The organism is Natrinema sp. LN54, assembly GCF_052439245.1.
Taxonomy (GTDB): Archaea; Halobacteriota; Halobacteria; order Halobacteriales; family Natrialbaceae; genus Natrinema; species Natrinema versiforme_A.
In genome coordinates this window covers 380,903-407,378 of sequence record NZ_JBQVRP010000001.1, presented here as the reverse complement: position 1 = coordinate 407,378, position 26,476 = coordinate 380,903, and the positions used below count along the sequence as shown (strand labels likewise).

Below are 26,476 nucleotides of genomic sequence, written 5' to 3'. Positions count from 1 at the left end.
GACCGCTCCATCCGTAACGGCCATACGATTCGATCACGTTACCGCTCCTATGAACTTCGCGCCGGGGGCCTGGAAGTACGCCGTCCTTCCACTGCTCGCTGCCCCGTTCGCCCTTTTCATCAGTGTCACGGCGGGGATCGTCGCGTTCGCGGCCGGTGCCGGCACCCTCGCGTTCTTCCGCGACCCCGACCGCACCCCGCCGCCGACGGGCGTCGTCTCGCCGGCCGACGGGAACGTCTCCGTCCTCCGCGAGGAGGGCGATCAGGTCCGGCTGGGGATCTTCATGAACGTCTGGCACGTCCACGTCGTCCGCGCCCCCTTCGCGGGCCGCGTTACCGACGTCGAACACGTCTCCGGCGCGAACCGACCCGCCTTCTCGAAGGAATCCGACCGGAACGAACGCGTCCACGTCCGCCTCGAGACCGACGCTCCGACCCTGCCGTCCGACGGCGACGACGCGGCGACGATCGCGGACGACGGCGGGGACCCGGTCGCCGACGGCGAGGAGACGGCCGGTGACGGCCCCCCGAATTCCCACCCCGACGAACCCGCCCACGACGCCGAAGTCACGCTGATCGCCGGCGCGTTCGCCCGCCGCATTCACCCCTACGCCGAGCGCGGCGACGACCTTGAGCGCGGCGACCGCATCGGCCACATCGCCTTCGGGAGCCGCGTCGACCTGCTCTTCCCGCCCGCGGTCGACCTCGAGGACGTCGCCGTCGATATCGGCGAGTCGATGACCGCCGGGGAGACGGTCGTCCTCGAGTCCGCCGGCGGGTCGGTCGCCGGCGAGTTCGACCTCGGAACCGACGCCGGCGGCGACGGCGACCGAGCCGAGTAGCGGACCCCCGTGGCACCGCTACAGTCGCCCCAACAGCGATCACCTTTTTATCGGATCGGGCGGCCAAGCCGGCCGTGATCGAACTCGAGTGGGAGACGGACCGAACCGAGGGAGTGACGCTGGTCTCGGCGATCGTCACGAACGCGCTGACGACGCCCCAGATCGTCCGTATCGAAAATCGCGTCGACGGTCCGCTTTGGACCCCGAACGGCGAGCGACAGTCGGCCCCCGAGTGGAGCGACGGCGGTTGGGAGGGACTCGTCGAACCGAACCGCTGTCGCGGGTTCGGTTTCGCGAGCCCGATGGAACCGGCAGCGATAGCCGACCCGCCGCTCGCGGTGACCGAGACCCGCCGTGCCTCGAACGATCGGGCCCCGGAACCGACCGACGTGTTCGCGTCGATGGCCGACTGGCGACCGCCTCTCGACAGCCTCGAACGGGTGCGATGATCGTCGCCGTCAGCGGCGGGAAAGGCGGCGTCGGCAAATCGACGGTCTCGCTCAACCTCGGCCGCGAACTCGACGCGGTCGTCGTCGACGGCGATCTGACGACTGCGGACCTCCCGCGCGGTCACGGGCCGGACCTCCACGACGTGCTGGCCGGTCGGGCCGACCCGCTCGAGGCGATCGACCGGCACCAAGCCGTCCGATTTCTCCCGGCCGGGCGAACGCTCGCCGGTGCCCGAGCGGCGGACGTGACGACGCTTCCACGTGTCCTCGAGCGGATCGAACGCGAGTGCGGTCGCGTCGTCGTGGACTGTCCGGCCGGGCTGGCACGCGACGTAGGCCACCAGATCGAGAGCGCCCAGATGACGGTCCTCGTAACGACGCCGACCGAGCCGGCGCTGGCCGACGCGCTCCGCACGAGGCGACTCGCGATCGATCTCGAGACGCCGGTCGCAGCAGTTGTACTCAACAGGGCTGACGCCGCCGTCGACCGGCTCGCCGACCGCGTCGAGCGGACGTTCGGCGCGCCGGCGATCGGAATCGAAGAGCGGTCGGCGGTCGCCGACGCACAGCGCCGGTGGCGCGCCGTCCGCGACATCTATCCGAACTGTGGCGCAGTCGACGCGATCCGGACGGTCGCTCGACGGATCGAACGCTGTGAGAAGCGGCTGTCCGATCGAATCGGCGTCGTCTAACCGGTCTCGCTCGGTCGGCCGCTCCGCTCCCAGCTACTCAGGAGTCGTCTCCGACTGATTCGACCGGGCTCGAGGAGTCACCGAACTCGAGTTCGATCGGCTCTATCGACCGCCCACCGGCCCTGAACTTCGGGATCGAGAGGCGGTGCTCAAGGGTCGATCCGGCCTCGGTCGCGACCGCCTCCATCTCGAAGACCGCATCGACCGCGTGCGTCGTCGCGCTCCGATGGGCAGCGTCTCCCGGCTCGTCGAGGCAGTGTAACAGGCCGATACTCTCGGTCGCGACCAACTGCTCTTTGAGGTCGTCGAGAAAGGTGACGTAGGCGTCCCGATCGCCGCTCTCCAGTGCGTTTACGGGGTCGACGACGAGCGTCGACGCGGCGGGGAGTTTCTCGATCAGGTCCATCGCCGCCCCAGGCTCGTCACCGCCGTCGAGGCGGCGAACCGTCGGGTTTCCGGTCGTCGTCGCCGCGGCCTCGAGCGCTCGCTCGACGTTCGCGGCCGACCGTTCGGTCGAGAGATAGAGCGTCCCGCGGACGGCGGTCGCCTCGTAGAGGAGCTGCTCCGACTGGCTGGCCGGATCCGCGACCACCGCGACCAGCGAGCCCGGAGCCAGCCCCCCGCCCAAGCGCCGATCGAGTTCGTCGATTCCCGTCGGTAACAGGTCGCCGTCGTATTCTACCGGCGTTCGGTCCGGTGACGCCCTCCGCTCGAGCGTCTGTGCGAGTTCGTCGTATGCCACGCGGGTCGCCTCGTTCGTCAGGGGCGACGATTCGTCGGGAACTCGTCCCAACACCGGAACGTCGGTCCACGATTCGACCGCCTCCGGAACGCTGTCACATCGATTCAGTACCGTTCCGAGCACCGGGACCTCGAGTCGACGCGCCATCTCGATCGTCGTCTCGGCGGCACTGCAACTGCGCTCGCCGTCGGTCGTCACGACGATCACGCCGTCGGCCGCCGAGAGCGGTTCGACGACATCGGGACCCGCCCCCGACGGACAGTCCACGAACGTTCGGACGCCGTCGGCCTCGAGCAGTTCGAAGGCCGTCCCGAAGTCGACCTCCGTCGACGGCTCCGGAGCCGAGAGCAGTCCGACGTTCGAGACCCTCGGACTCGACTGTGCGACCGAATCGACGTTCGTGCCCGGCTCGAGCGCCTCGAGCGTCGGTTCCCGATCGACGCCACCCGCGACGTGGACGTTCGGCAGTTGCCGGTCGGCGTCGACGGCGATCGCCGCCGTCCCGCGCCGGCCGAACGCTTCGGCGAGCCCGATCGTCGTCACCGTCTTTCCACAGCCGCCTTTCGCACCCGCGATAGCGATCATACCGACAGTGGCTCGGCATCCCTTTTGAACCTCGGTTCGGGCATAGTCGTGGTCTTCGCCCCGTCTGTCGATGGTCGTTCGTCGGTGGCTTTCTCGAGATATATCACTCTCATTGAAATCTGAGATAGCGAGAGTTTTATTTGATTGAAGGAGAGAAGTGACGTATATTATGGATGATCGATCGATTCGAACTCGTCGCGGTTGGTTGGCGAGTTGTCTCGGTGCGACTGCTGGGATTTCGGGGCTCGCGGGGTGTATGAATACGGATAAGAGCAATACTACTGGGAACGGGACTGCTGATGAACTGCCTGCCAGCGAGTGGCCGATGTACGGAGTCGATCCGCAGAATACGGGGTATCATCCGACTGCGACTGGGCCGACTGGAGACGATGTGGAAAGAAAAACGTTCTACGAGGCTGAAGAAGCCGTCAGTAATAGCCCAGCAATCATTGGCGAGACGCTCTATACTGCTACCGATGACTATCTGTCCGCAGTTGACATCTCAACTGGGGAACGAAAATGGAAAAAACAAGTAACTGGTTTACAGGGATACTATCCGGTCGTGGATGACGAGAGAGTGTATGTTGGAACCGACAATGGAATCGCTGCAGTTGATCGAGGTGGAACAGAACTATCCTGGAGAAATGATGTCGGAATTAGCACTGTTGAACCGGTAGTCGCTGATAGTTCAATCGTCGGTGCGGAAAATATGATCTTGTATCGTTTCCATCCTGAAACCGGTACTGAGACAATACTCCATGATCTGCGCGATTATGAAGGAGGTCGGCCATATACCGACATTCCAGCATATGATGATGGGACGGTTTACTTCGCAGGCGGACACATTCTTTATGCTATAGATGTTGAAAATGGCGAAGTCAAATGGACATTTGAAAATCCAGAGGAGAAACCGATGGGCGAAAGTGACCCAGCAGTTGCTGATGAAACAGTTTACATCGGTGGTGAGGATCAGTGTCTCTATGCGATTAGTACTGAGGATGGCGAGGAAGAGTGGTCAATAGAAATTAATGCAAAAGTAGAGTGTAGTCCATCAATCGCGGATGGAACTGTTTATTTCGGGGGATCAGATTCTGGTAGACAACAATTCTTTGCTATTGATACCGATTCTCAGAAACATATATGGGATCCAAAGGAACTCCAGTACAGTGTCCGCTCAAAACCAGTAGTTGCTAATGACATAGTCTATATCACTAGTTATCGAGATATTTTTGCATTTAATTCGAAGGATGGATCTACCGAATGGGAGATAAAGAATATCGGGAATGGAGTGGAAGACTCATTGAGTACCACACCAGTTATCTCTGGTGGTAGTGTGTATGTTTCGACAAGAGATGGTAAGATCCATGAATTAGAAGGGATGTGATTTTTATATGATCGACAGTATAATTTAATCTCCTAACTACTATATTGGTTTAAACTGGAAGAGTTCCCGCCTTTTCATCAGATATACACGGAGTGTTTTCCTTCTTTTGAAAGCTAGCCCCAATATTTTCCCAAGTAGGTGAGCAATCTTCTCGCGGAGAATCTGTGTCTCTATATTTCCAGGTATCGCCAACCCCCGGTGTTCCTTTCGCCAGTAGTTGCGGACTTGGAACTACGATCGGAACTACAAGACTGCTATTAAATGAGATTGGTTCGACAGAACCAACTGCAAGTTCTTCCTGTTCAGCCCAGGATGGTGTGTCCATCGTGATTTTTGTTTCCTGTGAAGTATAGGTCATCTCGCCAGAACTTGTTGGATTCCCACTATTTGTGCGGACCTTAAATCGGGCATATTCCCCTTGTACTTCAAGATAATATGAATCAAGTTGCAGATAGAAGAGTGAGGGCCACGGCATAAGGGGAAAGCCTGGATGTCCGATCCCATCGAAGTAACCTGCACCCATAGGAGCATGTTTTGTACTAGTCTTATTGACTTCAAGCACATCGCTATCTTCTGGACGTACTGCTGGAACCTCTGTTCGATTAACAGTATCCAACGATAGGTACGTTGGTGCCGCCTCAACCTGATAATTCAGATCCGCCATCAATGGTGATTCATTAAGTGATTCTTTCGCATCTTCTGGACGGGTTTTTGGATCTGTCATTTTATCAATAAAATCCATCGGTTCTCCAAGAAGATCATTACTGGAATCAAGAAGTCCGCCAAGAAGATTATTGACTATAGCGCTGCTTTTTCCCAGTGTCTCATCATGCCAATCACTAATCTGGTCAATATTATCGTAGGTACCCTCAAAGTACTGTTTTCGGACTTCAGTTCGAAGGATATCTGCTGTATTATTATAAGGCCCTGTTGAATTTTGGTACACTAATTCTCTCTCTAGATCGCTCACATTCTTCCTCATTTCACTAAGTGGACTTGGTTTTTCAACCATATCCCACAGGTTCGTCTGGTGAGGTTCAACCTGTGTTACGACCTCATAGTGTGTCTGATTAAGTTCACCAAGAACCCATTCATAGATTTCATCTTTATTTCGTGGATTCATCTCAACATCTGGATTGGCAGAATAAGGAATTGACCTTTTGAAGTCTTGTTTGGTTATTATTTCATTGCTTGAACTTTCGATTCTACTTTCTATTTCACTCTCTTGTGACTGAATAGTCATCGAACTGAGACCAAATGTTTCTTTAACTGATTTCGCTTCAACACCCTCGAAATTTCCGACAATAGAATATTGTTCGTTCCAAGAATCCTGTTCAACTAGTGTTTGGATACCACGATTATCTCGTTCCGCTGAAATCGTGTCTGAGACAAAATCGCCAGTAATCTCATAGCTTGCGCTGTACGTTACATTCTTCCAATTCCAATTTGTGTGTGAAGACCTATTTTCGTTATCATGTTCCCACTTCGTTCTGACCCCAATTGAGGCCTCATAAATAATTTCTATTTCGGCAAGATTTCTATCATCAAATTGAGTGTTATTGTGATTAGATGTGATATGAATCGTAACATCAGCATCTTCAGATGAACCATCAGTGTGGTATGTTTTATCAACCGGCCCTGTCCAGTTTTCTGGGTTTTGAGCCCATTCATCTGGCGGCGATGGTTCTGGCAAACTGTCCTGTTTGGATAAACTCTTTTCTTTTGTTTTCACCTCTATGTTATATATCTCAGATATTATATTGCTAATCTTATCCTCATTAGGTGCATTCTCTGTATACAATGAGTTTATCTTATCAACAACTCCGTTTCCATTGTCGCTTAAACCACCAATGTCACCAGCTGTCCCCTGATTCTCTACTGAATCTGAGAAATAATTACTGAGATATTTGTCATTGAATCTCCCAGTCTTTATAAGTGATTCATTGAACTCCGATTCGACTTGATTCATATCCATCCCTGCCGCCATCTGCATATAGGAGACATCAGCGAACGGATGGGCCTGAATCTCGACATCGGTCTCGACATTGTCCTCGAGCATCGTCAAAACGATATCTTGGACGGTCGGCGCGTCCGGGAGCTCACCCTCGGCGTCGATCAGATCGGCGTTACAGAGGTTGCTCTCGTTGGCGAGTGAGTTGTTCTCGCCACCGGGAAGGAAGTCCTCCGTTTCGACATCGCCCGCGCTCGAGGCGAGATCGCTCCCCATACAGAGCGTCGGGAGGAGCATGGCGCGGTCCTTGTAGGGGTCGGTCGTGCCGAAGGTCTTCTCTTGGAGGCCGAAGACGGCGTCGTTGACCATCACTTCGGTGTGCTCGTTCGGGGTGAGGTTGTGGAAGGCACGGTCGCCGCTGGAGAGTCGGTCGTAGTAGGCTTTCCCCCACGTGTAGGGGTACATTCGTGCTGCGAAGTACCGGCCAAAGCCGTCGTAGCCGTCGGTTTCGAAGAACCCTTTGTTGAGTTGGCTCTGGAACTCCTCGGTTCGGTCTTTGAGCTGGTAGAGCGGCGTGCCGACCGTCACCGAAAGCGACCGCTGCTCGGTCACCGTCTCGCCGTCGCTTTCGGTGACGGTCAGTTCGATCCCGTCGACGTCGACGGTGAGGACGCCGGGTTCGCGCCTGTCGATCGAGACGCGGTCGATCGCTGCCTCGAGGTCGTCGCTATCGTCCCAGTCGATCCGCTCGACCGAGGCTCGAGCGGTGGTGTCTTGGTCGACCTGTTGCTCGGCGGTCGCAAATGATTCGGAGACTTCGCGGTAGATGAGAAGTTTGAAATACTGATCGAACACGGCTTCGTCCTCGTCGACGACATTGCTGAAGGCTGCATCCGCCCCCTCAGTCGAGGTGACGGGTGCGCTGGCGGCATCGTCGGCGGCACGGAGGACCGCCTGTCGCAGTTCGCCGACGGCGACGGACTCGGCGCGATCCATCGCGAGTGCGTTGTCGGTGTCGACGGTCGGTGTGTCTCTGGACTCCAGCACGCCGACGATCATGATGCTGCTGACCAGCAACAGGACGGCGATCAGGGCGAACGGAATGCGGGCGCGGTCATCGTCTGCGATCGAAACGGTGTGAGGTCGGTCAGTCATGGGTCCACGTTTGAATCGTAATCGTCACGTCGGCAGTCGATATCTCGTCGGCGAGCAGCGCCGCGATCTCCTCGTCTCGTCGTTGGCCGTCGTACTCCGCCTCGATCGCTGCGATCTCGGGAGCGAGAGCGGTCTGTAGGTCTGCCCCGATCCAGTGGCCCAGTCCGTCCCGACCGAACGCGTCAGCGTCCTCGAGTCCGCGGAGTACCTGTGCGTTAGCTTCGACGGCGTCCGCCTCGTTGCGCTTGAGCGGGCCGTGATGATCGGGGTTCGTCGTCCCGGTAAACTCGTACTCGAGGGGCGCGACCATCCGCTCGTAGCGAAAGACCGCGAGTTCGTGTGAGACGCCTTGGCTCTCGAGGGTTCGCTGGGTGTCGGCCGGCGGGAAGTAGCCGTCGACGATCGCCGACCCGACTACCATCCCAGCCGCCTCGAAGGACTTGTTCTGGGGCGTTTCGACGCGGTCGGTTCGATCGCCCAGATACTCGTTCCAGTCGGTACTGCCGTCCAGATACGCGCGTTCGATTTCGGCCGAATCGACCGCCGGGAGCCCGCTCGAGGCGGTCAGCGTCACGCTCGAGACGTCCGCGGTCGGCGGGGGTCGTTCGCCGGCGGTGGCGGTGCCGTTGATCGAGGCGTTGTCGTAGGGCTCCCACTCGGCGACGGCGTAGAAATCGCCGCTCGAGCCGACGAGGGCGCTTTCGACGGACGCGTCGACGGCGGTTTCGAACTCGTCGCCGGCGGGTCGGATTCGGGTCCCGTCGATGCGAGCGTTCGCGACGGCCGCATCCGCGAGCAGTCCGGTGGCCGAGCCGTACTCGGTCCGGTGGTACTCGCCGGCGCGGTCGTCGATCGGTGCGGTGTCGGCGAGACTGTACCGAACGCTGAGCGTCGACTCGCCGAGGAGTTCGGCCGTCCTGTCGGCGCGGTCGTCGTTGAACTCGTCGTCGGACTCGGAGAGGTGGAGCCCGACCAGCAACACGCTCGCGCTGATGAGCAAGAGCGCCATCGTGACGTCGACGACCGTACTCACGGCGCGGTCGCTGCTCATCCGTTCCACACCCCCACAGTCAGCGTTCCGCCGCGGACGGCACCGGGTCTCGTTTCGACGGCGACCGGACGTTCGGCCACGCCCGCTTCCGCCGGCGGATCCTCGAGTTCCCCGCTCTCGATCGGGCCCCGATCCGGCCGGCCGTCCGTCCCGAAGAACGCGTCGTCGACGACGGTCTCGCGGCCGTCCTCGACGGTCGTGACCTGTACGTAGACGTTCCGTCCGTGCGGAAGCGATGCCGTCTCGATCTCGTCTCCGAGCGGGCGGTCGCCGCCGGGAACGACGCCGTCGGTCTCGATGTCGTCCTTGATCCGGGTGACTGCCGTCGTCTCCGTCGTCCGATCGGTGGCACCGGGGAGCGTCTCGGTGATATAGAGCCCATACAGTCCCACGCCGACGAGGAGCGCCGAGACGGCGACGAGCGCGGCGAGCGGTTCGGTCTGCCCGCGCTGGCCGCTAGACATCGACAAGTGTGACATCGAACGTTTCCGTTGCGGCATTGTGTCTCACGTATCCCGGCGTCTCCGCGGGAGTCTCGATCGCTGCACCGCCCGAATCACACACCGGGACCATCTCGGTAGCGTGGTCCGCACGGAGCCCCTCAGACGCCTGAACGCCCTGTTCTGCGCTGATCGTCTCAGTGCAAACGTCCTCTCCGCCGACCCGGACCCGCACGTCGATCGGGAAATACAACGAATTGTGACCGCGGAGATCGTCGGATCCGAGGCGGTCGGTCTCCCTCGAGGGGTCCGCGTCGACGGATTTCTCGATCCGGCCGAGATCCTTCCCGCCGGTCGCCAGTATCTGTACGGTCGCGTCCGTGTTCGCCTCGTAGGCGAACCGAGCGTCGGACGTCAGCTCTCCCGGGTCGTGATCGAATTCGACGGCGACGCTGACGGTCGGTACCAGCGTGGTGCTGACGGTCCGGGTTCGGAGCCGCTCGTCCGCAGTCCGCCACTCCCCGGTGTTGTCCGCATACGCGTCGTCGACATCCTCGAGGAAGACATCGAACGCGTTCGTGTCCGCTCGATCGAGTTCCGTCGCGTACTCGTCCTCGAAGGCACGCCCTTCGGAGAGGTTCTCGAGGCGCTCGTGGCCCATGACGGGGACGACGTGTCCGTAGGTGAGACTCGCTCGAGCGGTGCCGTGCTCGTTTCGCATCGCGACCGTTCGGCCTTCGAACTTGATCTCGGTCGCGTCGTGGTCGTAGGTCGAACTCGCCTGGGCGGTGCTGCCGGCGGTTTCCTCGATGGCGTTTGCCGCCCGATTGGCATCCGGCGGTGGCCCGTTCGGCAACCCGACTGCGATACCGGCGACGGCGACGCTGACGATGGAGACGGCCAGCCAGACGTACCAGCCGTCGACCGCGGTTTCCAGATCCATGCTGCCTCTCGCCGCGTGTTCGTATTTAAATCCGAGTCCGAGACGGGCTCACAGGAGGACGTCGAGCGCAGTCACCGTCACGACGTACAACACCATCGAGGAAGCGAGCGTGCGGCCGATGTGGTAGCCGAAGAGGGCCCGATCGATCCCGTGACGCAGGGCGATCGAGAGCGGCGTGACGATGAAACACAGCGCGATCAGGTAGACCCCGATGACGACCGCGAGCGATTCGGCGGGGAACGCGGCGGCGTCGACCCCCTCCGCGCCGCTCAGATTCGCGCTGGACATCATCGCGGCCATCCCGACGGTCGCGCCGGCCACGAGCGGCGCGAAGTACGCCGCCGTGTTGTCGAGCGTGCCCGTCACCTGTTTGAGGTCACGTTTCGCCTCGGCTTCGACCTCCTCGAGCTCCTCGAGGTGGTCGGCCATCGAGACGATGGCTCGGCCGGCGGGTTTGCCCTCGTCGGCGGCGACCGCAAGCAGCGCGGCGGTCCCGCGGGCGCGCGGACTCGGGATGTCTCGAAGCGCGCCGTAGTCGCCGAGAAACGCCTCCCGGACGCCCGTGTGCAGCCGTCGCTGGAGGCCCGCCGCCCGTTCGAAGACCTCGCCGGTCTCGGCGGGGACGCGGTCGGCCGCCAGTTCGACCGCCGATTCGACGGACTCGCCCTCGGCGACCTGCCGTCCCACGATGTACAGCGCGTCGGTGAGGTGTGCTTCGACGTGGCGGACGTAGTGGCGGACCGCGAGGATAGGGCCGTACGTGGCCAGCAGTGCGATACCGACGCCGATACCGACGGCGGCGATCGGTGCGAGGTGAGCGGGGCCGAACGCGGCGATCAGCAGGTAGCTACAGAGACCGGCGAGCACGCCCCAGAGCGCCCGAAAGTGGAGCCGATCGGGGACGTCCGGATGATCGTGGCCGATCGTCGGCGGCGGAAACGCGACCGGGCGGCGAACGAGTAACCAGAGGCTCGCGCCGATCAACACGGCGGGGAGGACCGCGTTGTACAGGAAGACGAAGAGCCAGATGTTGACCGAGTAGCCGACCATCGGGACCGTCGGGACGAGCGAGACCAGCGCGAGCGGGATCATGATCCCGAACGCGAACAGCCCCGTCGCCGGCGCTCGGATCGCGGTCGTGAAATCGGCCATCTGACTGCGAGTGCCCGAAAGGATGGCCGAGAGCGATCGATCGAGCGTGCGGACGCGCTCGGCGTCCGGCGCGTCTTGGGCGGCCACGAGCAGGTGTGCCGACCGCCGGAGCGCCGGGAACCACTCGGCCCACTCGTCGGCGAAGGAGAGCAAGCCCGTTCCGGACGTGCCGATCGACCGGTCGATGTGGCCGTCGAGACTCCGCGAGAGCGGGCCGTGGCCCGTTTCGGCCGCGAACCGAACCGCGCCCTCGAGCGCCGGTTGGACCTGCATTCGCAGCACCGCTCGACCGATGAGATTCGGCGTGTCGCCGAGCGCCTCCGTTCGGCGAAACGCCGCCTGCAAGTGCGGCATCGAGTGAACGGTATGGATCGCCGCGAGCGGTGCGACGAGCACGAAAAACAGGACGATGGGGATCGGAGCCGACGTGACCAGTAGCGCCACCGGGAGAAACGCCGCGACGATCCCGGCCCCGTATCCCGCCCGGACGATCGTCTCGGCGTCGTGTGGCGAGTCGGTAAAGGAGAGCGACTCCTCGAGGTCGTCGCTCCCGTCGACGGCGGCTGGATACAGCGCGGCGAGTGCGCAGACGAGCGTCGATGAGAATCCCATTTTGCGATCACTCGTCCCCGTCGCCCCGATCGGCGTACACTGCGGCGACCGATTGCGGGTCCGTTCGGCCGTCGCGGGCGAGCGTCGACAGGAGCTCCGTTCTCGCCGAAATCGCCCGGCGAACGTCGGCGTAGTTCTCGGTCGGTCCGGCGAGTCGTTCGACGACTCGACTCTCGCCGCGATCGATCCGACCGGTCGCGACCGCCCGCTCGCCGTCTAACTCGTACAGCGGCTCGAACCAGATATCGTCGCCGCTGCCCACGACCTCCTCGATGCTGGCGAGGCGTCGCGTTCGCCCGTCGGGCGTTCGGTGGGCTTGGACGGTGACGACGAGATCCGTCGCACCGAACGACGAGGGTTCGACGGCGAGATCGGAGACGACGCGCTCGTAGACCGCGTCGGCGCCGTCGCCGTGAATCGTCCCGAGCACCGCGTTCGCGTTGGCACCGACCCGCATCGCCTCGTAGAGGACCTGGGCCTCCTCGCCGCGGATCTCGCCGACGACGAGCGCCCCGTCGCCGAGCCGAAGCGCCGTCCGGAGCGCCGTTTCGGCCGTTATCTCGGGGCCGTCGCCGGACCCCGTCCGCAGCGCCTGCACGTCCCGTCCGACCGACTGCAACGGACCGACCGGGAGTTCGGGCGTGTCCTCGATCAGGACCGTTCGGGTCCCCGCCGCGAGTTCGTACAGCAGCGTTCCCAGCAGGGTCGTCTTTCCGGACCCGCGGGTCCCGGCGATCAACGCGGCGGCGTTCCGTTCGACGGCGACCGAGAGAAACGCCGCGACCGCCGCCGACATGGTTCCGTTCGCGACGAGCGCCGGCAGGGTGAACTCGTCGTCGGGCTGTTCCCGAAACGCGAAGGCGATCCCGTCCGCGACCGGATCGGTGACGCCGGCGACCCGAATGCGGGTGCCGCTCTCGAGCGCGGCCGTCGCGTCGACCGTCGGGCTCGCCCGGGAGAACGCCCGGCCGCTCGTGCGCCGAACCCGCGAGGCGAGCGCCCGAGCGCCGCCGGATGTGAGGTGGACGTTCGTGGTCATCGACTCCCCGTCGACGACGACGCGGATGGGGTTCGCCGAGACCGGCGACGTGACGTACACGTCGGTGACGCGGGGATCGGCGAACAGGTCCTCGAGGACCCCGTAGCCGATCGTGTGCTTGCGCAAGATCGCCGTCAAGCGCGGGTCGGCCGGCTCGTCGCTGGCGGCCTCGATCGCCTGCGAGGCCGCGCGATCCCCTTCCACGGTTCCTTCCGCGATCGCTTCGTATCCCTCGATGAGGACCTGCCGTTCGTCACCGGAAAGAGTCGTGTCGATCACGTCGAGGGCGTAGCGCGCGACGCCGTCCGACCGTCCGTAGATCCGTGCGTCGCTCCCCGTCTCGAGCGATCGGACATCCCTGAGGCGCGCGCCGTTGGCGACCGTCCGGTCGACGAAGTACTGGCCGACGGTGAGCCCGACGGTCGGCGTCAGCGCCGATTCATCGCTCCCGGTCTCGAGCCCGCTCGCGGCCGCGACCAGTCCCGATTCGATGCCGATGTCGGCGATCGGGCCGACCCTCGTTCGCAGTTCCTCGCCGACCGCGAGCGGCTCCTGCGCGGCCGCCGTCGCCAACTGCTCGTCGCGATCGCCGAGCAGTGCGACGAACCGGCCGGCCGCGCCGAGGAGGTCGACGCCGCGACCGTCATACCGGAACTCGAGCCCGTTCGATCGGACGACGATCCGGGACGCTTCGCGGTCGGCGAGCGCTTCGACCGCCGTCTGCCGGCAGGCGCTCGCGCTCTCGAGGTCACCGTCGCAGTCGGCCGCATCGAGGAGCAGCGTCTCGTCCTCGAACGATACCCGACAGGCACACGGCGATAGTCGATCCTCGTTTCGGCCGAAGAGACCGCCCACTCCGGGGGCGTCCCGACCGAAGAAGTTGCGAACGCCGAGGCCGTCGATGACCGACCGGAGGTGTCCGGTCCCGTCCTGAGACATACCGATGCTGGCAGCGGCTTCCGATTTAAACTCACACACGGCTCGCGACGACGACCGGATCCCCGTTGTCGTCGGCCTGCAGCGTCAGCGCGAGCCGTACTCCGCTGGTTCCGCCGAGTTCGATCGATTCGTTGTCGGCGGGATCGTTCCGGACGATCGGCTCTCCGATGACCGTCTCTCGCGTCGTGCCGTCCTCGAGAACGTAGCGAACGGTGCTGTAGCTCCCGTTTTCTCGCGGCGTAATCTCGAAGTGATCGACGGATTCGGTCGTGAGCGACTCCCGCGGCAGCGTCACGTCGACGACTCTCCGGGGATCGGGATGACCGTCGGGCGAGAGTTCTTCGGATTCGGCGAGCGAGGTCGCCGCGTCGTCGATCGCAGCGATGCTCGCGTCGACCTGCCGCTGGCTGTTCATCGACGCTCCGCGTTCGATCGCCGGGACCGCGAGCACCACGAGCGCGACCGCGAGCACGATCGCGACGACGTACCGAATCACGGCAGTCTGGCGCGAAGCGACTGCAACACGCCCCCGGTTGACCCCTCGTCGCTGTCGGACGGTGAGTCGTGTGTCTCGTCTGGGCGGGACGCGCCGTCGACACAGTCATCGTCGGCCGCCCCGCCCCGACCGGCCGATTCGGAGAGCCGGGAGTCGAGGGCGGCCTGCGTCGCGCCGGCGGTGGTCCGTGGCTCTCGAGTCGTCGAGGCGTCTCCATCGGTCGTCGGCGAGACGATCTCCGAGACGGTTCGTTCGATGGCGGGCGGATCGCTGCCCGACTCGCCCGCATCGTCCGGTTCGCTCGAGACCGTGCTCGAATCGCGGTCGCCTCGAGCGGGGCTCGATCGGTTCGTCTCGGTAGCTCCGGTCCGGTCGTCGGACGTGGCATCGGCGGTGACCGGTCGCGGGTCGTCTATGTTGAGATCGGTCGCGTCGTCGACGGCTCGCTCGAGGTCGCCGAGGCGGTACTCGAGTCGATCGACGGCGGCGACGGCCGCGTCGGCGCGCCGTTCGACAGCTCCGTTGACCGATTCGACGTTGCCGACGACCCCATCGAGGGCGTCGATCCGTCCTTCGAGGGTGGCGATGCGGCGCTCGTGTTCCTCGACCCGCGCGGTCAGGTCCTCGAGGGCGCTGGCGACGGACGCGATGTCGGCGAGTTCGTCCAGTTCGATATCGCCGTCGACGACGGCGCGTTCGACGGCGGACAGTCGCCGCTCGATCCGCTCGATGTCGCTCATGGCGAGCGTTGCCGAGCCTTCGTATTTAAACGTGAGACTACGTCCTCCGGCGAACCGCTTGCCGAACGGTACCGCTGCCGTTCGCGTGTCAAACGACAGCCTTCGTCGGTAAATCGATCGTTCAGTCCGCCCGATTCCACTGAATTGGTCCGAATCGATCGAAACGGTCGGGCCGGTATTTGGGTCGCCGAGACCGAGACGTACACCCTCGGTGATCCCAATGGCGAGTCCCCCTTCCCTCCTCGATCGGCGATCCGCCGACTCGAGCCCGCCGAGCGACCGCCGTGACGACGAACACGGCGCACTCGAGCGCGCAGCACCGAGGATCGCGACACCGATCCGCGCGGCGGGGTTCTGGACGGCGATCGCGATGCCGATTCTGTACCTGCCCCTGCTCGCCGGCGGCCTGTCGTCGTCGCTCGAGGGGGGCGCGTTCCTCGGGCTGGTCGTCGCGAACCTGCTGGCGCTATACGTCGGACACGCGCATCGCCGGTGAGAGACACGTCGCGGAGCTCAGTCGCTCGAGCGCCGCGATCGAACGTGGCCGAACTCCTGTCGGATCGCCCGTCGCTTGACGAGGACGAATCCGACCGCGATGAGCCCGAACCCGAGCAACGTCGCGGTGTCGACGAGTTCGCCGAGATAGAGCCACCCGACGATCGCGGTGACGATCGGTGCGACGTACGACACCATATTGATCTCGACGGCACCCAGTCGCTCGAGCAGGTCGAAGTAGATGAGGAAGCCGACGGCGCTCGCGCCCACCGACAGGTACGCGATCGCGCCGATCGCCTCCGGATTGGTCCACGCGGCCGGTTCGACGGGCTCGCCGATCGCGAGGCTCGCGAGGTGCATCAGGAGCGCGCCGCCGAGCATCGACCACGCCTCCATCGTCTCGATGGGGAGCGAGGCGTCGATCCGCCGAGTGAGGACGCTGCCGAGTGCAAACGCCGCCGCGGCACAGAAGACGAGCCCCTTCGCGACCGCGTCGGTGGCGAGCAGATTGGACGGATCGGGGCGGACGATAACGGCGACACCGACGAGGCCGACGAGGACGCCGACGATGCCGACCGACGAGAGCGCGTCGGAGGGGACGAGCAGTCGGGCGAACCCGGAACTCAGGACCGGCGAGAGACTGACCAGGATCGCGGCCGCCGCGGCCGTCGTGTTCACCTGTCCGACGAACAGGAACGCGTGGTAGGCCGCGATTAAGAGCGTGGCTCCGACGGCAACTTGCGTCCACTCGAGTCGGCCGCGGGGCCGCCAGTTATCGACGGCGTACACCGCGTAGCCGAGCATCAGTAGGCCGGCGATATCGTATCGCAGCGCCGCGAACAGTACCGGTGGAATATACGAGAGTCCGGCGCTGATCGCGACGAACGCGGATCCCCACAGCGTTGCGAGCGTCAGGAAGAGGGCGAGATTTCGATATCGGCTCACGGTGGCTTCTCCCGGGAGAGATTGCCTTTGTCTTTCGATTCGAAGCAGCCGTGACGAGTAACGGACGGACGCTTCAGTCGTCGAAACGTCACGACTGTTTCAGGAACGTCGAAGCAGTAGAGCAGGGAGTGTCGATGGAACGGCGGAACGGTGGATCCGCGGGTCGGCGGTCAGCGAATCAGTGGGGTAGCGGGTCGGCGGGTCGGCGCGGTAGGTCGGCGGGTTGGTTGGTTTGTGGACCGGTTCAGAGCGGGGGCCGCTCGCGAATTTCGGGTTCCTCCTCGGTCTGTCTGAACTGCTCGAGCAGGGGTTTGATGTCGTCGAATCCCTCGGCCAGCACGATATCGCCGCTCCGCAGGTCGTACTCGATGATGTCGTAGTCCTCGAGTCGCGGCAGGTGGTTGTGGACTAACGAGACGTAGACGCGCTGTCTGGTCTCCTTGCCGACCGCGTCGGCACGGGCGTCGAGTTCCCATGCCGCGACCTGCGTGACGAGATCTTCGAGGTTCGCAGTGGCGTCGTCGGCTAACTGGTAGAGCAGATATCGCCGTTCGGATTCCGCGAGCAGGGAACAGGCCGCCTCCATCCGACTGGCGTTCGTCTGGTTCATAGTTCGTCCAAGCACCAAGTGGTATTACACCTACTGCCAACACAGATAGGGTCCGCGTCCCCGCCGATCCGGACGCGTTCTCGAGAGCGCTCGGGAGGAGACCGAAATCGAACGATTTCGGCGAATTCGGCGTTCATACGTCGTCTCGAGACTGTTTCGATAATCGGTCTTTCCGCCGTTGCTGTGAGTCGTGACGGTCGTATCGGTTCCTATGACTATGCTTGTCACATGTTATCAGGGACAGAATAGTTAAGGCGGCGAGTGACGTAGGCGGGAGCATGGCCGCTCACGGCCGGCCCGCACTACGGGATCTGTTCGACGAGTCGCCCACACCCCATATCGCCCATCCGCCGCGGACCCATCACCGTGACTTCTACGTCGCCACCGACGGGTCCTTCCGCGGATCGGGCGGTGGGCTGGGTGCCGTTATCGAAACGCGCGACGGTACCCGCGTCGCACGTGTCTCGACTGCGGACACGCCGCCTGACAACAACGTCGCGGAGTATCGGGCGCTCCACCTCGGACTGGACGTCCTCGCAGCGCGAGCGCCGCGAGACGCCGCCGTCGGCGTCCTCATCGATCACGACGCGCTCGCCAGTAACGTCAACAGTGCCATCCTCGCGACGCGGCACCCGGACGGAAAACCGCCCCGTCCCGTCTCCGTCCCGGCCGCGACGCGGTATCACTGGCGCGGGATTCAGGCCCGACTCAACGGGTTCGACGAGGTTCGAGCCGCGCGGATCGACAGCGATCAGAACCCCGCTCACCCGCTCGCGAACGCGCCGGACCAGTACCGCCACGTCAACCGCGAACTCGACCGCTGTGTCCTCCCCGAGACGCCGGAGCCGGCGGCCGGCGAGTTCCCGCCGCCGTCTCGAGCCGATCGGAACAGCGGTGGCAGCGCGTCCGACTGATCGCCGGCAGTCCGGTCGTCCGGTTCTTCGGTCGCCCGAGTCGGCCGGAACCGCCATCGTTTTCTCACCGCTCGAGGAAGTCGTCCCCGATGAGCCTCCGCGTCGCGGTCGCCGCCCCGTTCATTCAGAACGGGACCCGTCGGCTGAAGGAAAACGAGTTCGTCGTCGCCCTCTCGCTCGACCGGGACTGGTTCTCCCCCGATCAGGCCAAACGACTGATCGACATCGCCACCGGCGAGGGCCTGCTCGAGCGCGGCGACGACGGCCTCGAGGTCGAGTTCGATCCCGCCGAGGTGACGGTGCCCGAGGAGTTCGTCCCCGACGAGGACCTCCTGCGGGAACGGTCGGCGTTCGAACGCGTCCTCGACTCGCTGGTCGCCGAGGGGATGGCGAAACACGAGGCGGTCGGCGCGATCAACACTCTCCAACGGGACCTCGGGCTGACGATCGAGGCCGCCGCGGTGGTCTACGCCCGCCGCGAGGGGATCGATACCGACGACCTCGTTCCGATCGCCCGGGCGGCCGTCTTCGACACCGAAGAGGGTTAATCCCGCCGCCCGCACCACCGAGTATGGTCGAGGATCGCATCACCGACGGCCGCCGGATCGCCCAACTGCTCGCGAGCGAACTCGACGGCCGCGAGGACGGCGAACTCGCCCGCTTCGCCGTGACGAACGCCGATCGGGACGTCGAACCGACGGCCGACGGCGCTCGCGCCTACGACGTGACCCGCGACGACGAGCGGATCGCCCGCGCGTTCGTCCACGACGACCGGGCGCACCTTGAGTTCGAGGCCGCCCAAGACGCGGCGGCCGAGGCAGCCTCGGACGTCGATCTCCGAGTCCGTCCGAAGGCGACGAATCCGCCCCGCACGCTGGTTTTCGTGGAAAGCGGCGCCGAGGTCAAACGCGCGACGGACGTGGTACAGCGGGTGAGTCAGGCGCTCGCGGAAACCGACGAATAAGGGCTAGAATCGCCCACAGGAGAGGACCACTGCGGTGGCACGCGCTGTCGGCCGCCCGAGTGCGAGCGAGGGTGGCCGACGACGATGTGCGAGGGATGAGGACCGCAGCGACTGCGGGAGCGAGGACCGCAATCGGATGGGGAGGCTGTGGTTTTCCGTGCTGCCAGCCGGCGCAGAACGCCGTTCTTCGTCAGTACCACGATCGCCAGTACGACGATCGGCAGTACCACGAAACAAATCGTCCCGAAACGATCGTGATCCCATCGAACGGCGAAGTCGATCTCGAGTCCGGTCTCAGGACTCGACCTCTTACTCGAGATCCGCGATGATGTCCGGCAGCGTCGCGGCGATCTCCGCCTGCTCGACGTGTGCGACCGCGCGCGAATCGGGCTCCGAACCGTCCTCGAGCACCACCTGAATCGCTCGCATCCCCGCCTCGGTCGCGCCCCGAATATCGGCCTCGACCTCGTCGCCGACGTAGACCGCGTCGGCGGGATCGACACCTAACTCGTCGGTGATCGCCTCGAACGCGCGGGGGTCGGGCTTGCCGGCCTCGAGTTCGCCGGTGACCAGCGCGGCATCGAAGGCGTCCTCCCAGCCCAGCGTCTCGAGTTTGTCCCGCTGGGCTCGAACGGGGCCGTTCGTGAGCAGGCCGACCCGGTACTCGCCCCGCAGGTCGGCGAGCATGGCTTCGACGCCCGGCAGGGGCTCGAGGGAGTCCGAAATCGTCTCCCGGTAGGCCGTCGCGACGGCGGCCGGATCGGCGTCGCTCTCGGCCCCCTCGAGCAGGTCGGCGAAAATGGGTTCGCGCGTCTCGCTGGTGAGGTTCCGGCGATGGGCCTCGAGGTACGCGTCGCGAGTGAGCGACGGCGCACCCGTTGCGGCCGTGGCTTCCTCGAGGATGGTCGCCCGAGTCCGTCGGGGAACGGCGAGCGTGTAATCGAGGTCGAAGACGACCGCCTGTGGCATAGGTATGTGAGAGACCTCGAGCGGGTTGAAGCTATCCCTTCGAACGGGCGGGTCAGTCCTCGCTCGACTGGGCCGGCCCCGCGCGCCTGCGCTCGAGCGCCGAGACGACGACGGGTTCGATCCGACTCGAGTACTGCATGAGCGACGTGCCGAGGATGCTCATGACGAGGACGTAGCCGACGGTGAAGGCGTACAGCGTCTGTGCCGTCTCCGCGGCGATGCCGGTCCCGGCACCCGAGAGCGCGAGGCTGGCGATGATCAGCGAGAACTCGCCGCGGGTCGCCATCCCGAACCCGACCCGGAGCGATCGGCGGTCGTCGAGGTCGTAGATCCGGCCGCCGAGGTAGCCGCTGACGATCTTCGTCGGCGTCGTCACGACCACGCCGGCGACGATCATCCCGAGCACCGAGAGCGTGAACAGCCCCGGATCGGTGACGAGCCCGATCCAGAAGAAGAAGATCACCGCGAAGGCGTCCCGGAGCGGCTCGAGCAACCGCTCTAAGTCGTGGGCGTGGTCGGTCGACGCGAAGGCCATGCCGACGAAGAACGCGGCGACGGCCTCGCTGACGCCCAGCGCGAGCGCGGCGCCGGCGACCAGAATCGTGACGCCGAGCGCGCGGACGACGACGAACTCGTTGGTATCGGCGTCGAGAAAGCGTTGGAAGAAGTCGGTCCCAAACGTGACGAGCGCGAGCAGGGCGATGATGACGCCGATCGCGACCCCGATCTGCCCCATCGCTTCGCCGACGTCGCCGCCCCCGAGGACGAGCGCGGACACGATCGCCAGATAGACCGCGATAAAGAGGTCCTCGTAGACGAGCGTCCCCAGCAGCGGTTCGGCCTCGTCGTTCGCGATCCAGCCCAAATCGATCAGCGACTTCGTGATGATCGCACTCGAGGAGATGTAGACGATGCCGGCCGTGAGAAACGCCGCGAGGAAGCCGCCGAAGACGAGATAGCCGAAGCCCAGTCCGATACCGAAGTTGATCGCCAGATCGACGCTCCCCGCCTTGCCGATCCGATCCCTGCTCGCGAGCAGCCGGTCCAAGTTGAACTCGAGACCGAGGAAGAACAACAGGAGGACGATCCCGATCTCCGCGCCGATGACGATGAAGTCGGTTTCGCCGAGGGAGAGACCGCCGACCGCTGCCAGCACGTCGACGCCGCCGATCGTCACGTCGGGAACGGTGACCGTGACGCCGACGACGCCGACCTCACTGTCGGCGAGTGCGGGGAGTTCACCAAGCACGTTCGACCCCAGCAGCATCCCGGTAATGATGTAGAACGGAATCACCGACTGATCGATCCGACTCGAGCAGATGCCGGCGAACGCCGCCGCGATGAAGAGGATCCCGACGTCGACGAGCGCCGTTTCAGTCGCCACTCATCTCACCTCGGGCGAGAACGGCCGTTTCGATCACTCTTCGAGTCCGGCTCCGAGCAGTTCCTCGAACTGGGCGCAGTCCTCGCGGTCGCCGATGACGACTAACGTGTCGCCGACCTCGAGGATCGTCTCCGGCGTCGGCGGCGAGATCAGTTCCTCGCCGCGCTGAATGGCGACGATGGAGACCCCCGTCCGATCGCGGATATTCGCTTCGGCGAGGCTCCGACCGGCGACCTCGGCACCCTCGGCGACGCCGTACCACTCGAGGTAGGTGTCGTCGGAGAGCATCGTCTCGACCTGTTCGGCCTGTACCGGCTGGAAGTACGCCCCCTCGAGAATCGTCCCGATCTTCCGGGCGAGCCGGTCAGAGACCTCGAACAGTTTGTCGCTGTCGGCGTCCGCGTCCGACTTCAGGTAGACCTCCCGTTTTCCCGTGTTGTGGGTCACGATAACGAGCCGTTCGTCGCCGTCGAGTTCGACCTCGAACTTCTTCCCGACGCCGGGGAGGTCGCTCTCGTAGATAGCCATACGACAAAACGCGCAGCGAATGCTAATAAATGGCGTGACCCGGTCGCCGGATTCGGGGTCCGGTCCGTCGACCGCTTCGCGGCTTACTCCGCGAGCCCTTCGATGAGAAACGTCGCGGACGCGAGGTTCGTCGCGAGCGCCGTGTCGTGGACGTCACAGATCCGCAACAGCGCCGAGATATCGGGCTCATGGGCCTGCGCTCGCAGCGGATCGCGGAGGAAGACGATCCCGTCGAGGCGGTCCTCCGCGACTTCGGCACCGATCATCAGGTCCCCGCCGAGCGGGCCCGACTCCTTGCGTTCGATCTCGAGGTCGGTCTCTTCCATGAGCCGCGCGCCCGTGGTCCCGGTCGCGATCAGGTCGTACTGCTGCAGTTGCTCCTCGTGCGTCCGTGCGAACTCGATAATATCCGGTTTCTTCTCGTCGTGGGCGATCAGCGCGACGCGTGTCATACCGTCCCATCACCCTCGGTCGAAATAAACGCTCGTCCGTGGCGGCTATCGATTTTTGTGCGTGGCGACCGACCACCGGGTATGGACGACCCGACCGAACCCGGCGACCGATCGGCGAGACACGTCTGGTCGGCCGGCCGGTACCCCGCGATGGCCCCGAACATGCTGCCCGCCATCGCGCGACTGGTCAACGTCGCCGGCATCGACCCGGGCAACCGCGTCCTCGACGTCGGCTGCGGGACCGGCAACGCCGCGCTGACAGCCCGCCGAGCGGGGGCCGACGTCGTCGGTCTTGACCTCGCCCACAACATGCTCGAGCTCGCCCGCGACAACGCGGCGCTGGCCGGCTACGACGACATCGGTTGGCTCACCGGTGACGCAGAGACCCTCCCCGCGCCGGACGACGCGTTCGACGTCGTCCTCTCGAACTTCGGCCACGTGTTCGCGCCGGACTCGACCCGCGCCGGTGCGGAACTCCGGCGCGTGACGAGGCCGGGCGGACGCGTCTGTTTCACCGCGTGGTCGCCCAACGGCGTCGTCGGGGATCTCACCGACGTCCTGACCGACCACGTCGCAGACCCGCCCAGCGATCCCTGGTCGCACCTGCAGTGGGGCGACCCCGCGTTCGTCCGCGAGCAGTTCGCCGACGTCGCCGACTGCTCGTTCCAGCGCCGTCTCCTCGAGTTCCGGTACGCGACGCCCCATCACTTCTGGCGCGAGTTCGCCGAGGAGTCCGGCCCGCTCTCGCCGGTGCTCCGCCGTATGGACGACGACGACGCGCGGGCCGCGCTCCGCCGGGACGCCGTCGCGGCCCTCGAGGAGTGGTTCGGGGACAACGCGATCCGCGTCGAGTACCTGCAGGTGCGGGCCGTCGTCGAGTGAACGCGACGCCACACAACCGGCGGTCGCCGGCGGTAGGGATGAGCCGAGTCCTCGATCGAGTCCGGCAACGCCGGTCTCTCCGATCGGCGACTCGTCGCCCGCTGGTCCGCGAGCCCGCGCGTCGGGCCAAGCTATTTCGACGTTCGCCGGATAGGCGGGGCCATGTCCTTCGACCCCGACGCGGTCGAAACGATCGCGTTCGATTCCTACGGCACGCTCGTGGACGTCTCGGCCGTCGCCGACCCCCTCTCGGAACACGTCGACGAACACGATCCCGAACTCGTCGCGAACCTCTGGCGGGAGCGGTCGCTGTCGTACGCGATGGTCGGCAACGCGATCGGCGAGTACGACTCGTTCTACGAGATGAACCGCCACGCGTTACGGTACGCCCTCGAGACGATCGGCGTCGATATCGGCGCGGACGAGCGCGAGGAAATCCTCTCGACATATCACGATCTGCCGGTCTTCGACGACGTCCACGACGGCATCGAGCGGTTACGCGACGCGGGCTACGACTGCTACATCGTCTCGAACGGCAGCGAGGACATGCTCGAGTCGCTGCTCGAGGAGGCCGACCTCGGCGATCTGATCCGCGACACGGTCAGCGCCGACGAGATCCAGCAGTTCAAACCCCAACCCGAACTCTACCGCCACGCGGCCGACGAGATCGGCACGCCGATTTCGGAGATCGCCTTCGTCGCCGCGGGCTGGTGGGACGTACCGGGTGGTAGCAACGCCGGGATGCAGGGCGTCTGGATCGACCGGCAGGACACCCTCTGGGGACCCTACGAGATGGACCCGGATCTGACCGTCGAGAGCGTCCACGAACTCGCAGACACGCTCGACGCCTAGCGGATTCGATATCGGCTGGTACGGCGCAGCTACCGCCCATCCAGTGGGCTCTCGGCGGCTGTGCAGGTCCGATTCCTTGCAGGGTACGATTAAAGGCAGTCGGTGGCGAGGGACCAATATATGAGTGAACAGGTCGTTCTCACGTCGAACACCGCTCCGGACGCCGTCGACGATGTCCCGCCGAGTGCCAAACTCGTGTTGACCGTCCTCGCACACGAGGGCAGCCTCACACAGTCCCGACTCGCCGAAGAAACGATGCTTCCCTCCCGAACGGTCCGCTACGCGCTGAAACAGCTCGAGGAACACGACCTCGTCACCTCGCAGATCTCCTTTTCGGACGCCAGACAGCACGTCTATTCGCTGAATACCGACCGGTTCGCGGACCCGGCGTCGTAGGTCGCCGATCCGCCCTGCGGGGTCGTCGCCAGGCCCGGGGTTCTTTCGGGAGGTCGTCGTACGTGTCTCCATGCCCGCAGACATTCCCGGCATCCACCACGTGACGGCCATCGGGAGCGACCCCCGACGTAACCTGGAGTTCTACACCGAGACGCTCGGGCTCCGGCTGGTGAAGCGCAGCGTCAATCAGGACGACGTCTCGGTCTATCACCTGTTCTACGGCGACCGCGGCGGGAACCCCGGGACGAGCATGACGTTCTTCCCGTACCCCGACGCCCGTCAGGGGCAGGTCGGTACCGGACAGGCCAGTGCGGTCGCGTTCCTGATCCCGGACGGAGCGGTCGATTTCTGGACCGATCGACTGGTAGACGCCGGCGTCGACGCCGACGAACCACGCGACCGGTTCGGCGACACCGTGATTCCGTTTCGCGATCCCGACGGCCTCCCGCTCGAGCTCGTCGCCCGGGCCGACGCGCCCGCCGGCGATCCGCCCGAGGGACCGGTTTCGGACGAGCACGCGATCCGCGGGTTTTTCGGCGTGACGCTGTCGCTTTCGACGGCCGACCCGACCGAGGGAGTCCTGGAGACGATGGGCTACGCCGAGACCGATTCGGACGGGAGTCGCCGGCGGTACGAGAGCGACGGCGAACTGGGATACGTCGTCGACATCTGCGAGGAGCCACAGGCACCGCGGGGCCAGCCCGGTGCCGGGACCGTCCACCACGTGGCGTTTCGGACGACCGCCGACGACCAGCCCGAGTGGCGCACCGTCCTCCAGGGAGAGGGACTGCGCCCAACCGAGATCATCGACCGCAAGTGGTTCGAGTCCGTCTACGTCCGCGAACACGGCGGTGTCCTCTTCGAGTTCGCCACGAAGGAACCGGGGTATACCGTCGACGAAGACCTCGAGTCGCTCGGCGAGCGCCTCGTCCTCCCCGAGTGGCTGGAGAGTCGGCGCGACGAGATCGAAGCCGGGCTCCCGGACCTCTCGCTCGACTGATCCCGCGCGGACCGACGCCTGCGGGCGACTCGACTCGGCGGCTACCCCATCGACAGCCTGCGGGGTGGAACCCGAACGGCAGACGGAAGCGTTTTTCTCCCGCGCTCGCACGACTTACACCATGACAGAGACAGCGCTCAGCGCACACCACGTGGGTCTCACCGTCACCGATCTCGAGGAGACGCTCGCGTTCTACCGGGACGTGCTCGACCTCTCGGTCGCCGACCGGTTCAGCGTCGGCGGCGAGGCCTTCGCCGACGCCGTCGGTATCGAGGGTGCAAGCGCCGACTTCGCGCACCTCGAGGCCGACGGGGTCCGCATCGAACTCGTCGAGTACGATCCCGAAGCGCGGGGCTCCCCGGCCGCGGGGCTCAACCAACCGGGAGCCTCGCACGTCGGCCTCTCGGTCGACGACCTCGAGTCGTTTTACGAGACCCTCCCGGACGACGTGCCGACGATCAGCGAACCGCGGACGAGCGAGACCGGGACGACGATCCTGTTCCTCCGGGACCCCGAGGGGAACCTGATCGAGGTACTCGAGGCGTAACGAGCGGAACGTGCGGACGACGCGGTCGATATCGGCTCAGTCGAGGAGGAGAGGGCTATCGGCCGTTGCACGCCAGCGTCGATCGAACCTGTTCGACCTCCGCGTCACAGTCCGAGCAGACGCGCTTCTCGGTGGCGATGTAGACGTCGCCACAGCGCGAGCAGTGAAAGAGATTACCGAACGAGTTCGAGACGCGTTCCTCGCCGCCGTCGTCTCCGTGGGCGGTCTCGTCACCCGCCGTTTCCGGCTCGTCCAGCAGCGTCGACTGAACCTGTTCGCGGAGGCGATGTGAGAACGACGTTACATTATTCTTGATTCCCATACAGT

Annotated in this window: 29 protein-coding genes; 13 read left to right on the top strand and 16 right to left on the bottom strand. The window is 64.3% G+C overall.

Features of this window, described 5'->3' with window-relative positions:
* Window positions 1-49 precede the first annotated feature (49 nt).
* From ACT4ML_RS02100 to ACT4ML_RS02090, 3 genes are all read left to right on the top strand, one after another.
* Window positions 50-841 (top strand): protein sorting system archaetidylserine decarboxylase, encoded by a 792-nt coding sequence (locus tag ACT4ML_RS02100; protein ID WP_444719371.1) that lies wholly within the window; start codon window positions 50-52, stop codon window positions 839-841.
* Window positions 842-915: 74 nt separating this feature from the next.
* Window positions 916-1,290 carry a DUF7857 domain-containing protein gene (locus tag ACT4ML_RS02095; protein ID WP_444719370.1) on the top strand — a complete coding sequence of 125 codons (375 nt, stop codon included), beginning with the start codon at window positions 916-918 and terminating at the stop codon, window positions 1,288-1,290.
* The gene (locus tag ACT4ML_RS02090) at window positions 1,287-1,982 is read left to right on the top strand and encodes a MinD/ParA family ATP-binding protein (RefSeq protein WP_444719369.1); all 696 of its coding nucleotides are present in this window, start codon (window positions 1,287-1,289) and stop codon (window positions 1,980-1,982) included. Before ACT4ML_RS02095 ends, ACT4ML_RS02090 begins: the two co-directional genes overlap by 4 nt.
* 37 nt (window positions 1,983-2,019) lie before the next feature.
* Here the strand turns inward: ACT4ML_RS02090 and ACT4ML_RS02085 are convergent, their stop codons facing one another.
* The gene (locus ACT4ML_RS02085) at window positions 2,020-3,309 is read right to left on the bottom strand and encodes a DUF7125 family protein (RefSeq protein ID WP_444719368.1); all 1,290 of its coding nucleotides are present in this window, start codon (window positions 3,307-3,309) and stop codon (window positions 2,020-2,022) included.
* A gap of 256 nt (window positions 3,310-3,565) precedes the next feature.
* Here ACT4ML_RS02085 and ACT4ML_RS02080 point away from each other — a divergent pair, with 256 nt between their 5' ends.
* Window positions 3,566-4,693 carry an outer membrane protein assembly factor BamB family protein gene (locus ACT4ML_RS02080; RefSeq protein ID WP_444719367.1) on the top strand — a complete coding sequence of 376 codons (1,128 nt, stop codon included), beginning with the start codon at window positions 3,566-3,568 and terminating at the stop codon, window positions 4,691-4,693.
* Between the two features lie 49 nt (window positions 4,694-4,742).
* Here the strand turns inward: ACT4ML_RS02080 and ACT4ML_RS02075 are convergent, their stop codons facing one another.
* Genes ACT4ML_RS02075 through ACT4ML_RS02040 form a run of 8 tightly spaced genes read right to left on the bottom strand, consistent with a single transcriptional unit; the run spans window position 4,743 to window position 15,211 of the window.
* Window positions 4,743-7,799 (bottom strand): DUF7286 family protein, encoded by a 3,057-nt coding sequence (locus tag ACT4ML_RS02075; protein WP_444719366.1) that lies wholly within the window; start codon window positions 7,797-7,799, stop codon window positions 4,743-4,745.
* Complete coding sequence (locus ACT4ML_RS02070) at window positions 7,792-8,850, bottom strand: DUF7284 family protein (RefSeq protein ID WP_444719365.1); 1,059 nt, start codon at window positions 8,848-8,850, stop codon at window positions 7,792-7,794. The genes ACT4ML_RS02075 and ACT4ML_RS02070 overlap by 8 nt, the downstream gene beginning before the upstream one ends.
* Window positions 8,847-9,314 carry a DUF7285 family protein gene (locus tag ACT4ML_RS02065; protein ID WP_444719364.1) on the bottom strand — a complete coding sequence of 156 codons (468 nt, stop codon included), beginning with the start codon at window positions 9,312-9,314 and terminating at the stop codon, window positions 8,847-8,849. The genes ACT4ML_RS02070 and ACT4ML_RS02065 overlap by 4 nt, the downstream gene beginning before the upstream one ends.
* Window positions 9,307-10,233, bottom strand: a complete 927-nt coding sequence (locus tag ACT4ML_RS02060) for a DUF7283 family protein (protein WP_444719363.1) — start codon at window positions 10,231-10,233, stop codon at window positions 9,307-9,309. The genes ACT4ML_RS02065 and ACT4ML_RS02060 overlap by 8 nt, the downstream gene beginning before the upstream one ends.
* 48 nt (window positions 10,234-10,281) lie before the next feature.
* Window positions 10,282-11,997, bottom strand: a complete 1,716-nt coding sequence (locus ACT4ML_RS02055) for a secretion system protein (protein ID WP_444719362.1) — start codon at window positions 11,995-11,997, stop codon at window positions 10,282-10,284.
* A 7-nt stretch (window positions 11,998-12,004) separates the two neighbouring features.
* Complete coding sequence (locus tag ACT4ML_RS02050) at window positions 12,005-13,975, bottom strand: ATPase, T2SS/T4P/T4SS family (RefSeq protein WP_444719361.1); 1,971 nt, start codon at window positions 13,973-13,975, stop codon at window positions 12,005-12,007.
* A 31-nt stretch (window positions 13,976-14,006) separates the two neighbouring features.
* The gene (locus ACT4ML_RS02045; RefSeq protein WP_444719360.1) at window positions 14,007-14,471 is read right to left on the bottom strand and encodes a DUF7311 family protein; all 465 of its coding nucleotides are present in this window, start codon (window positions 14,469-14,471) and stop codon (window positions 14,007-14,009) included.
* Complete coding sequence (locus tag ACT4ML_RS02040) at window positions 14,468-15,211, bottom strand: DUF7310 family coiled-coil domain-containing protein (RefSeq protein ID WP_444719359.1); 744 nt, start codon at window positions 15,209-15,211, stop codon at window positions 14,468-14,470. Before ACT4ML_RS02040 ends, ACT4ML_RS02045 begins: the two co-directional genes overlap by 4 nt.
* A gap of 220 nt (window positions 15,212-15,431) precedes the next feature.
* On the opposite strand from ACT4ML_RS02040, the gene ACT4ML_RS02035 reads away from it, so the two are divergent.
* The gene (locus tag ACT4ML_RS02035; protein WP_444719358.1) at window positions 15,432-15,707 is read left to right on the top strand and encodes a hypothetical protein; all 276 of its coding nucleotides are present in this window, start codon (window positions 15,432-15,434) and stop codon (window positions 15,705-15,707) included.
* A gap of 17 nt (window positions 15,708-15,724) precedes the next feature.
* On the opposite strand, the gene ACT4ML_RS02030 is transcribed toward ACT4ML_RS02035, so the two are convergent.
* Window positions 15,725-16,651 carry a DMT family transporter gene (locus ACT4ML_RS02030; protein WP_444719357.1) on the bottom strand — a complete coding sequence of 309 codons (927 nt, stop codon included), beginning with the start codon at window positions 16,649-16,651 and terminating at the stop codon, window positions 15,725-15,727.
* Between the two features lie 244 nt (window positions 16,652-16,895).
* Complete coding sequence (locus tag ACT4ML_RS02025) at window positions 16,896-17,261, bottom strand: DUF7344 domain-containing protein (protein WP_138244122.1); 366 nt, start codon at window positions 17,259-17,261, stop codon at window positions 16,896-16,898.
* A 278-nt stretch (window positions 17,262-17,539) separates the two neighbouring features.
* Here ACT4ML_RS02025 and ACT4ML_RS02020 point away from each other — a divergent pair, with 278 nt between their 5' ends.
* The 3 genes from ACT4ML_RS02020 to ACT4ML_RS02010 all read left to right on the top strand — a co-directional run bounded on the left by ACT4ML_RS02020 (window position 17,540) and on the right by ACT4ML_RS02010 (window position 19,139).
* On the top strand, window positions 17,540-18,175 hold the full coding sequence (locus ACT4ML_RS02020) for a ribonuclease H (protein ID WP_444719356.1): 636 nt from the start codon (window positions 17,540-17,542) through the stop codon (window positions 18,173-18,175).
* A gap of 89 nt (window positions 18,176-18,264) precedes the next feature.
* Window positions 18,265-18,723 carry a DUF2240 family protein gene (locus ACT4ML_RS02015; RefSeq protein WP_444719355.1) on the top strand — a complete coding sequence of 153 codons (459 nt, stop codon included), beginning with the start codon at window positions 18,265-18,267 and terminating at the stop codon, window positions 18,721-18,723.
* Window positions 18,724-18,746: 23 nt separating this feature from the next.
* Window positions 18,747-19,139: a hypothetical protein gene (locus ACT4ML_RS02010; protein ID WP_444719354.1), complete on the top strand. Its 393-nt coding sequence runs from the start codon at window positions 18,747-18,749 to the stop codon at window positions 19,137-19,139.
* A 309-nt stretch (window positions 19,140-19,448) separates the two neighbouring features.
* On the opposite strand, the gene ACT4ML_RS02005 is transcribed toward ACT4ML_RS02010, so the two are convergent.
* From ACT4ML_RS02005 to ACT4ML_RS01990, 4 genes are all read right to left on the bottom strand, one after another.
* Window positions 19,449-20,108 (bottom strand): HAD family hydrolase, encoded by a 660-nt coding sequence (locus tag ACT4ML_RS02005; RefSeq protein ID WP_444719353.1) that lies wholly within the window; start codon window positions 20,106-20,108, stop codon window positions 19,449-19,451.
* Window positions 20,109-20,160: 52 nt separating this feature from the next.
* The gene (locus ACT4ML_RS02000; RefSeq protein WP_444719352.1) at window positions 20,161-21,492 is read right to left on the bottom strand and encodes a cation:proton antiporter; all 1,332 of its coding nucleotides are present in this window, start codon (window positions 21,490-21,492) and stop codon (window positions 20,161-20,163) included.
* A gap of 33 nt (window positions 21,493-21,525) precedes the next feature.
* Window positions 21,526-22,020, bottom strand: a complete 495-nt coding sequence (locus ACT4ML_RS01995) for a cation:proton antiporter regulatory subunit (RefSeq protein ID WP_138244129.1) — start codon at window positions 22,018-22,020, stop codon at window positions 21,526-21,528.
* A gap of 83 nt (window positions 22,021-22,103) precedes the next feature.
* Complete coding sequence (locus ACT4ML_RS01990; RefSeq protein ID WP_138244130.1) at window positions 22,104-22,472, bottom strand: methylglyoxal synthase; 369 nt, start codon at window positions 22,470-22,472, stop codon at window positions 22,104-22,106.
* 81 nt (window positions 22,473-22,553) lie between these two features.
* On the opposite strand from ACT4ML_RS01990, the gene ACT4ML_RS01985 reads away from it, so the two are divergent.
* The 5 genes from ACT4ML_RS01985 (at window position 22,554) to ACT4ML_RS01965 (ending at window position 26,149) form a co-directional block, all read left to right on the top strand.
* The gene (locus tag ACT4ML_RS01985) at window positions 22,554-23,354 is read left to right on the top strand and encodes a class I SAM-dependent methyltransferase (protein WP_444719351.1); all 801 of its coding nucleotides are present in this window, start codon (window positions 22,554-22,556) and stop codon (window positions 23,352-23,354) included.
* A gap of 162 nt (window positions 23,355-23,516) precedes the next feature.
* Complete coding sequence (locus ACT4ML_RS01980; protein ID WP_444719350.1) at window positions 23,517-24,206, top strand: haloacid dehalogenase type II; 690 nt, start codon at window positions 23,517-23,519, stop codon at window positions 24,204-24,206.
* 120 nt (window positions 24,207-24,326) lie between these two features.
* Window positions 24,327-24,602 carry a MarR family transcriptional regulator gene (locus ACT4ML_RS01975; RefSeq protein WP_444719349.1) on the top strand — a complete coding sequence of 92 codons (276 nt, stop codon included), beginning with the start codon at window positions 24,327-24,329 and terminating at the stop codon, window positions 24,600-24,602.
* 70 nt (window positions 24,603-24,672) lie between these two features.
* Window positions 24,673-25,602: a ring-cleaving dioxygenase gene (locus tag ACT4ML_RS01970; RefSeq protein WP_444719348.1), complete on the top strand. Its 930-nt coding sequence runs from the start codon at window positions 24,673-24,675 to the stop codon at window positions 25,600-25,602.
* A 121-nt stretch (window positions 25,603-25,723) separates the two neighbouring features.
* Window positions 25,724-26,149 carry a VOC family protein gene (locus ACT4ML_RS01965; protein WP_444719347.1) on the top strand — a complete coding sequence of 142 codons (426 nt, stop codon included), beginning with the start codon at window positions 25,724-25,726 and terminating at the stop codon, window positions 26,147-26,149.
* A 55-nt stretch (window positions 26,150-26,204) separates the two neighbouring features.
* Here the strand turns inward: ACT4ML_RS01965 and ACT4ML_RS01960 are convergent, their stop codons facing one another.
* Entirely contained in the window at window positions 26,205-26,471 is a 267-nt protein-coding gene (locus ACT4ML_RS01960; protein WP_444719346.1) for a hypothetical protein, read from the bottom strand.
* Window positions 26,472-26,476: the final 5 nt, after the last annotated feature.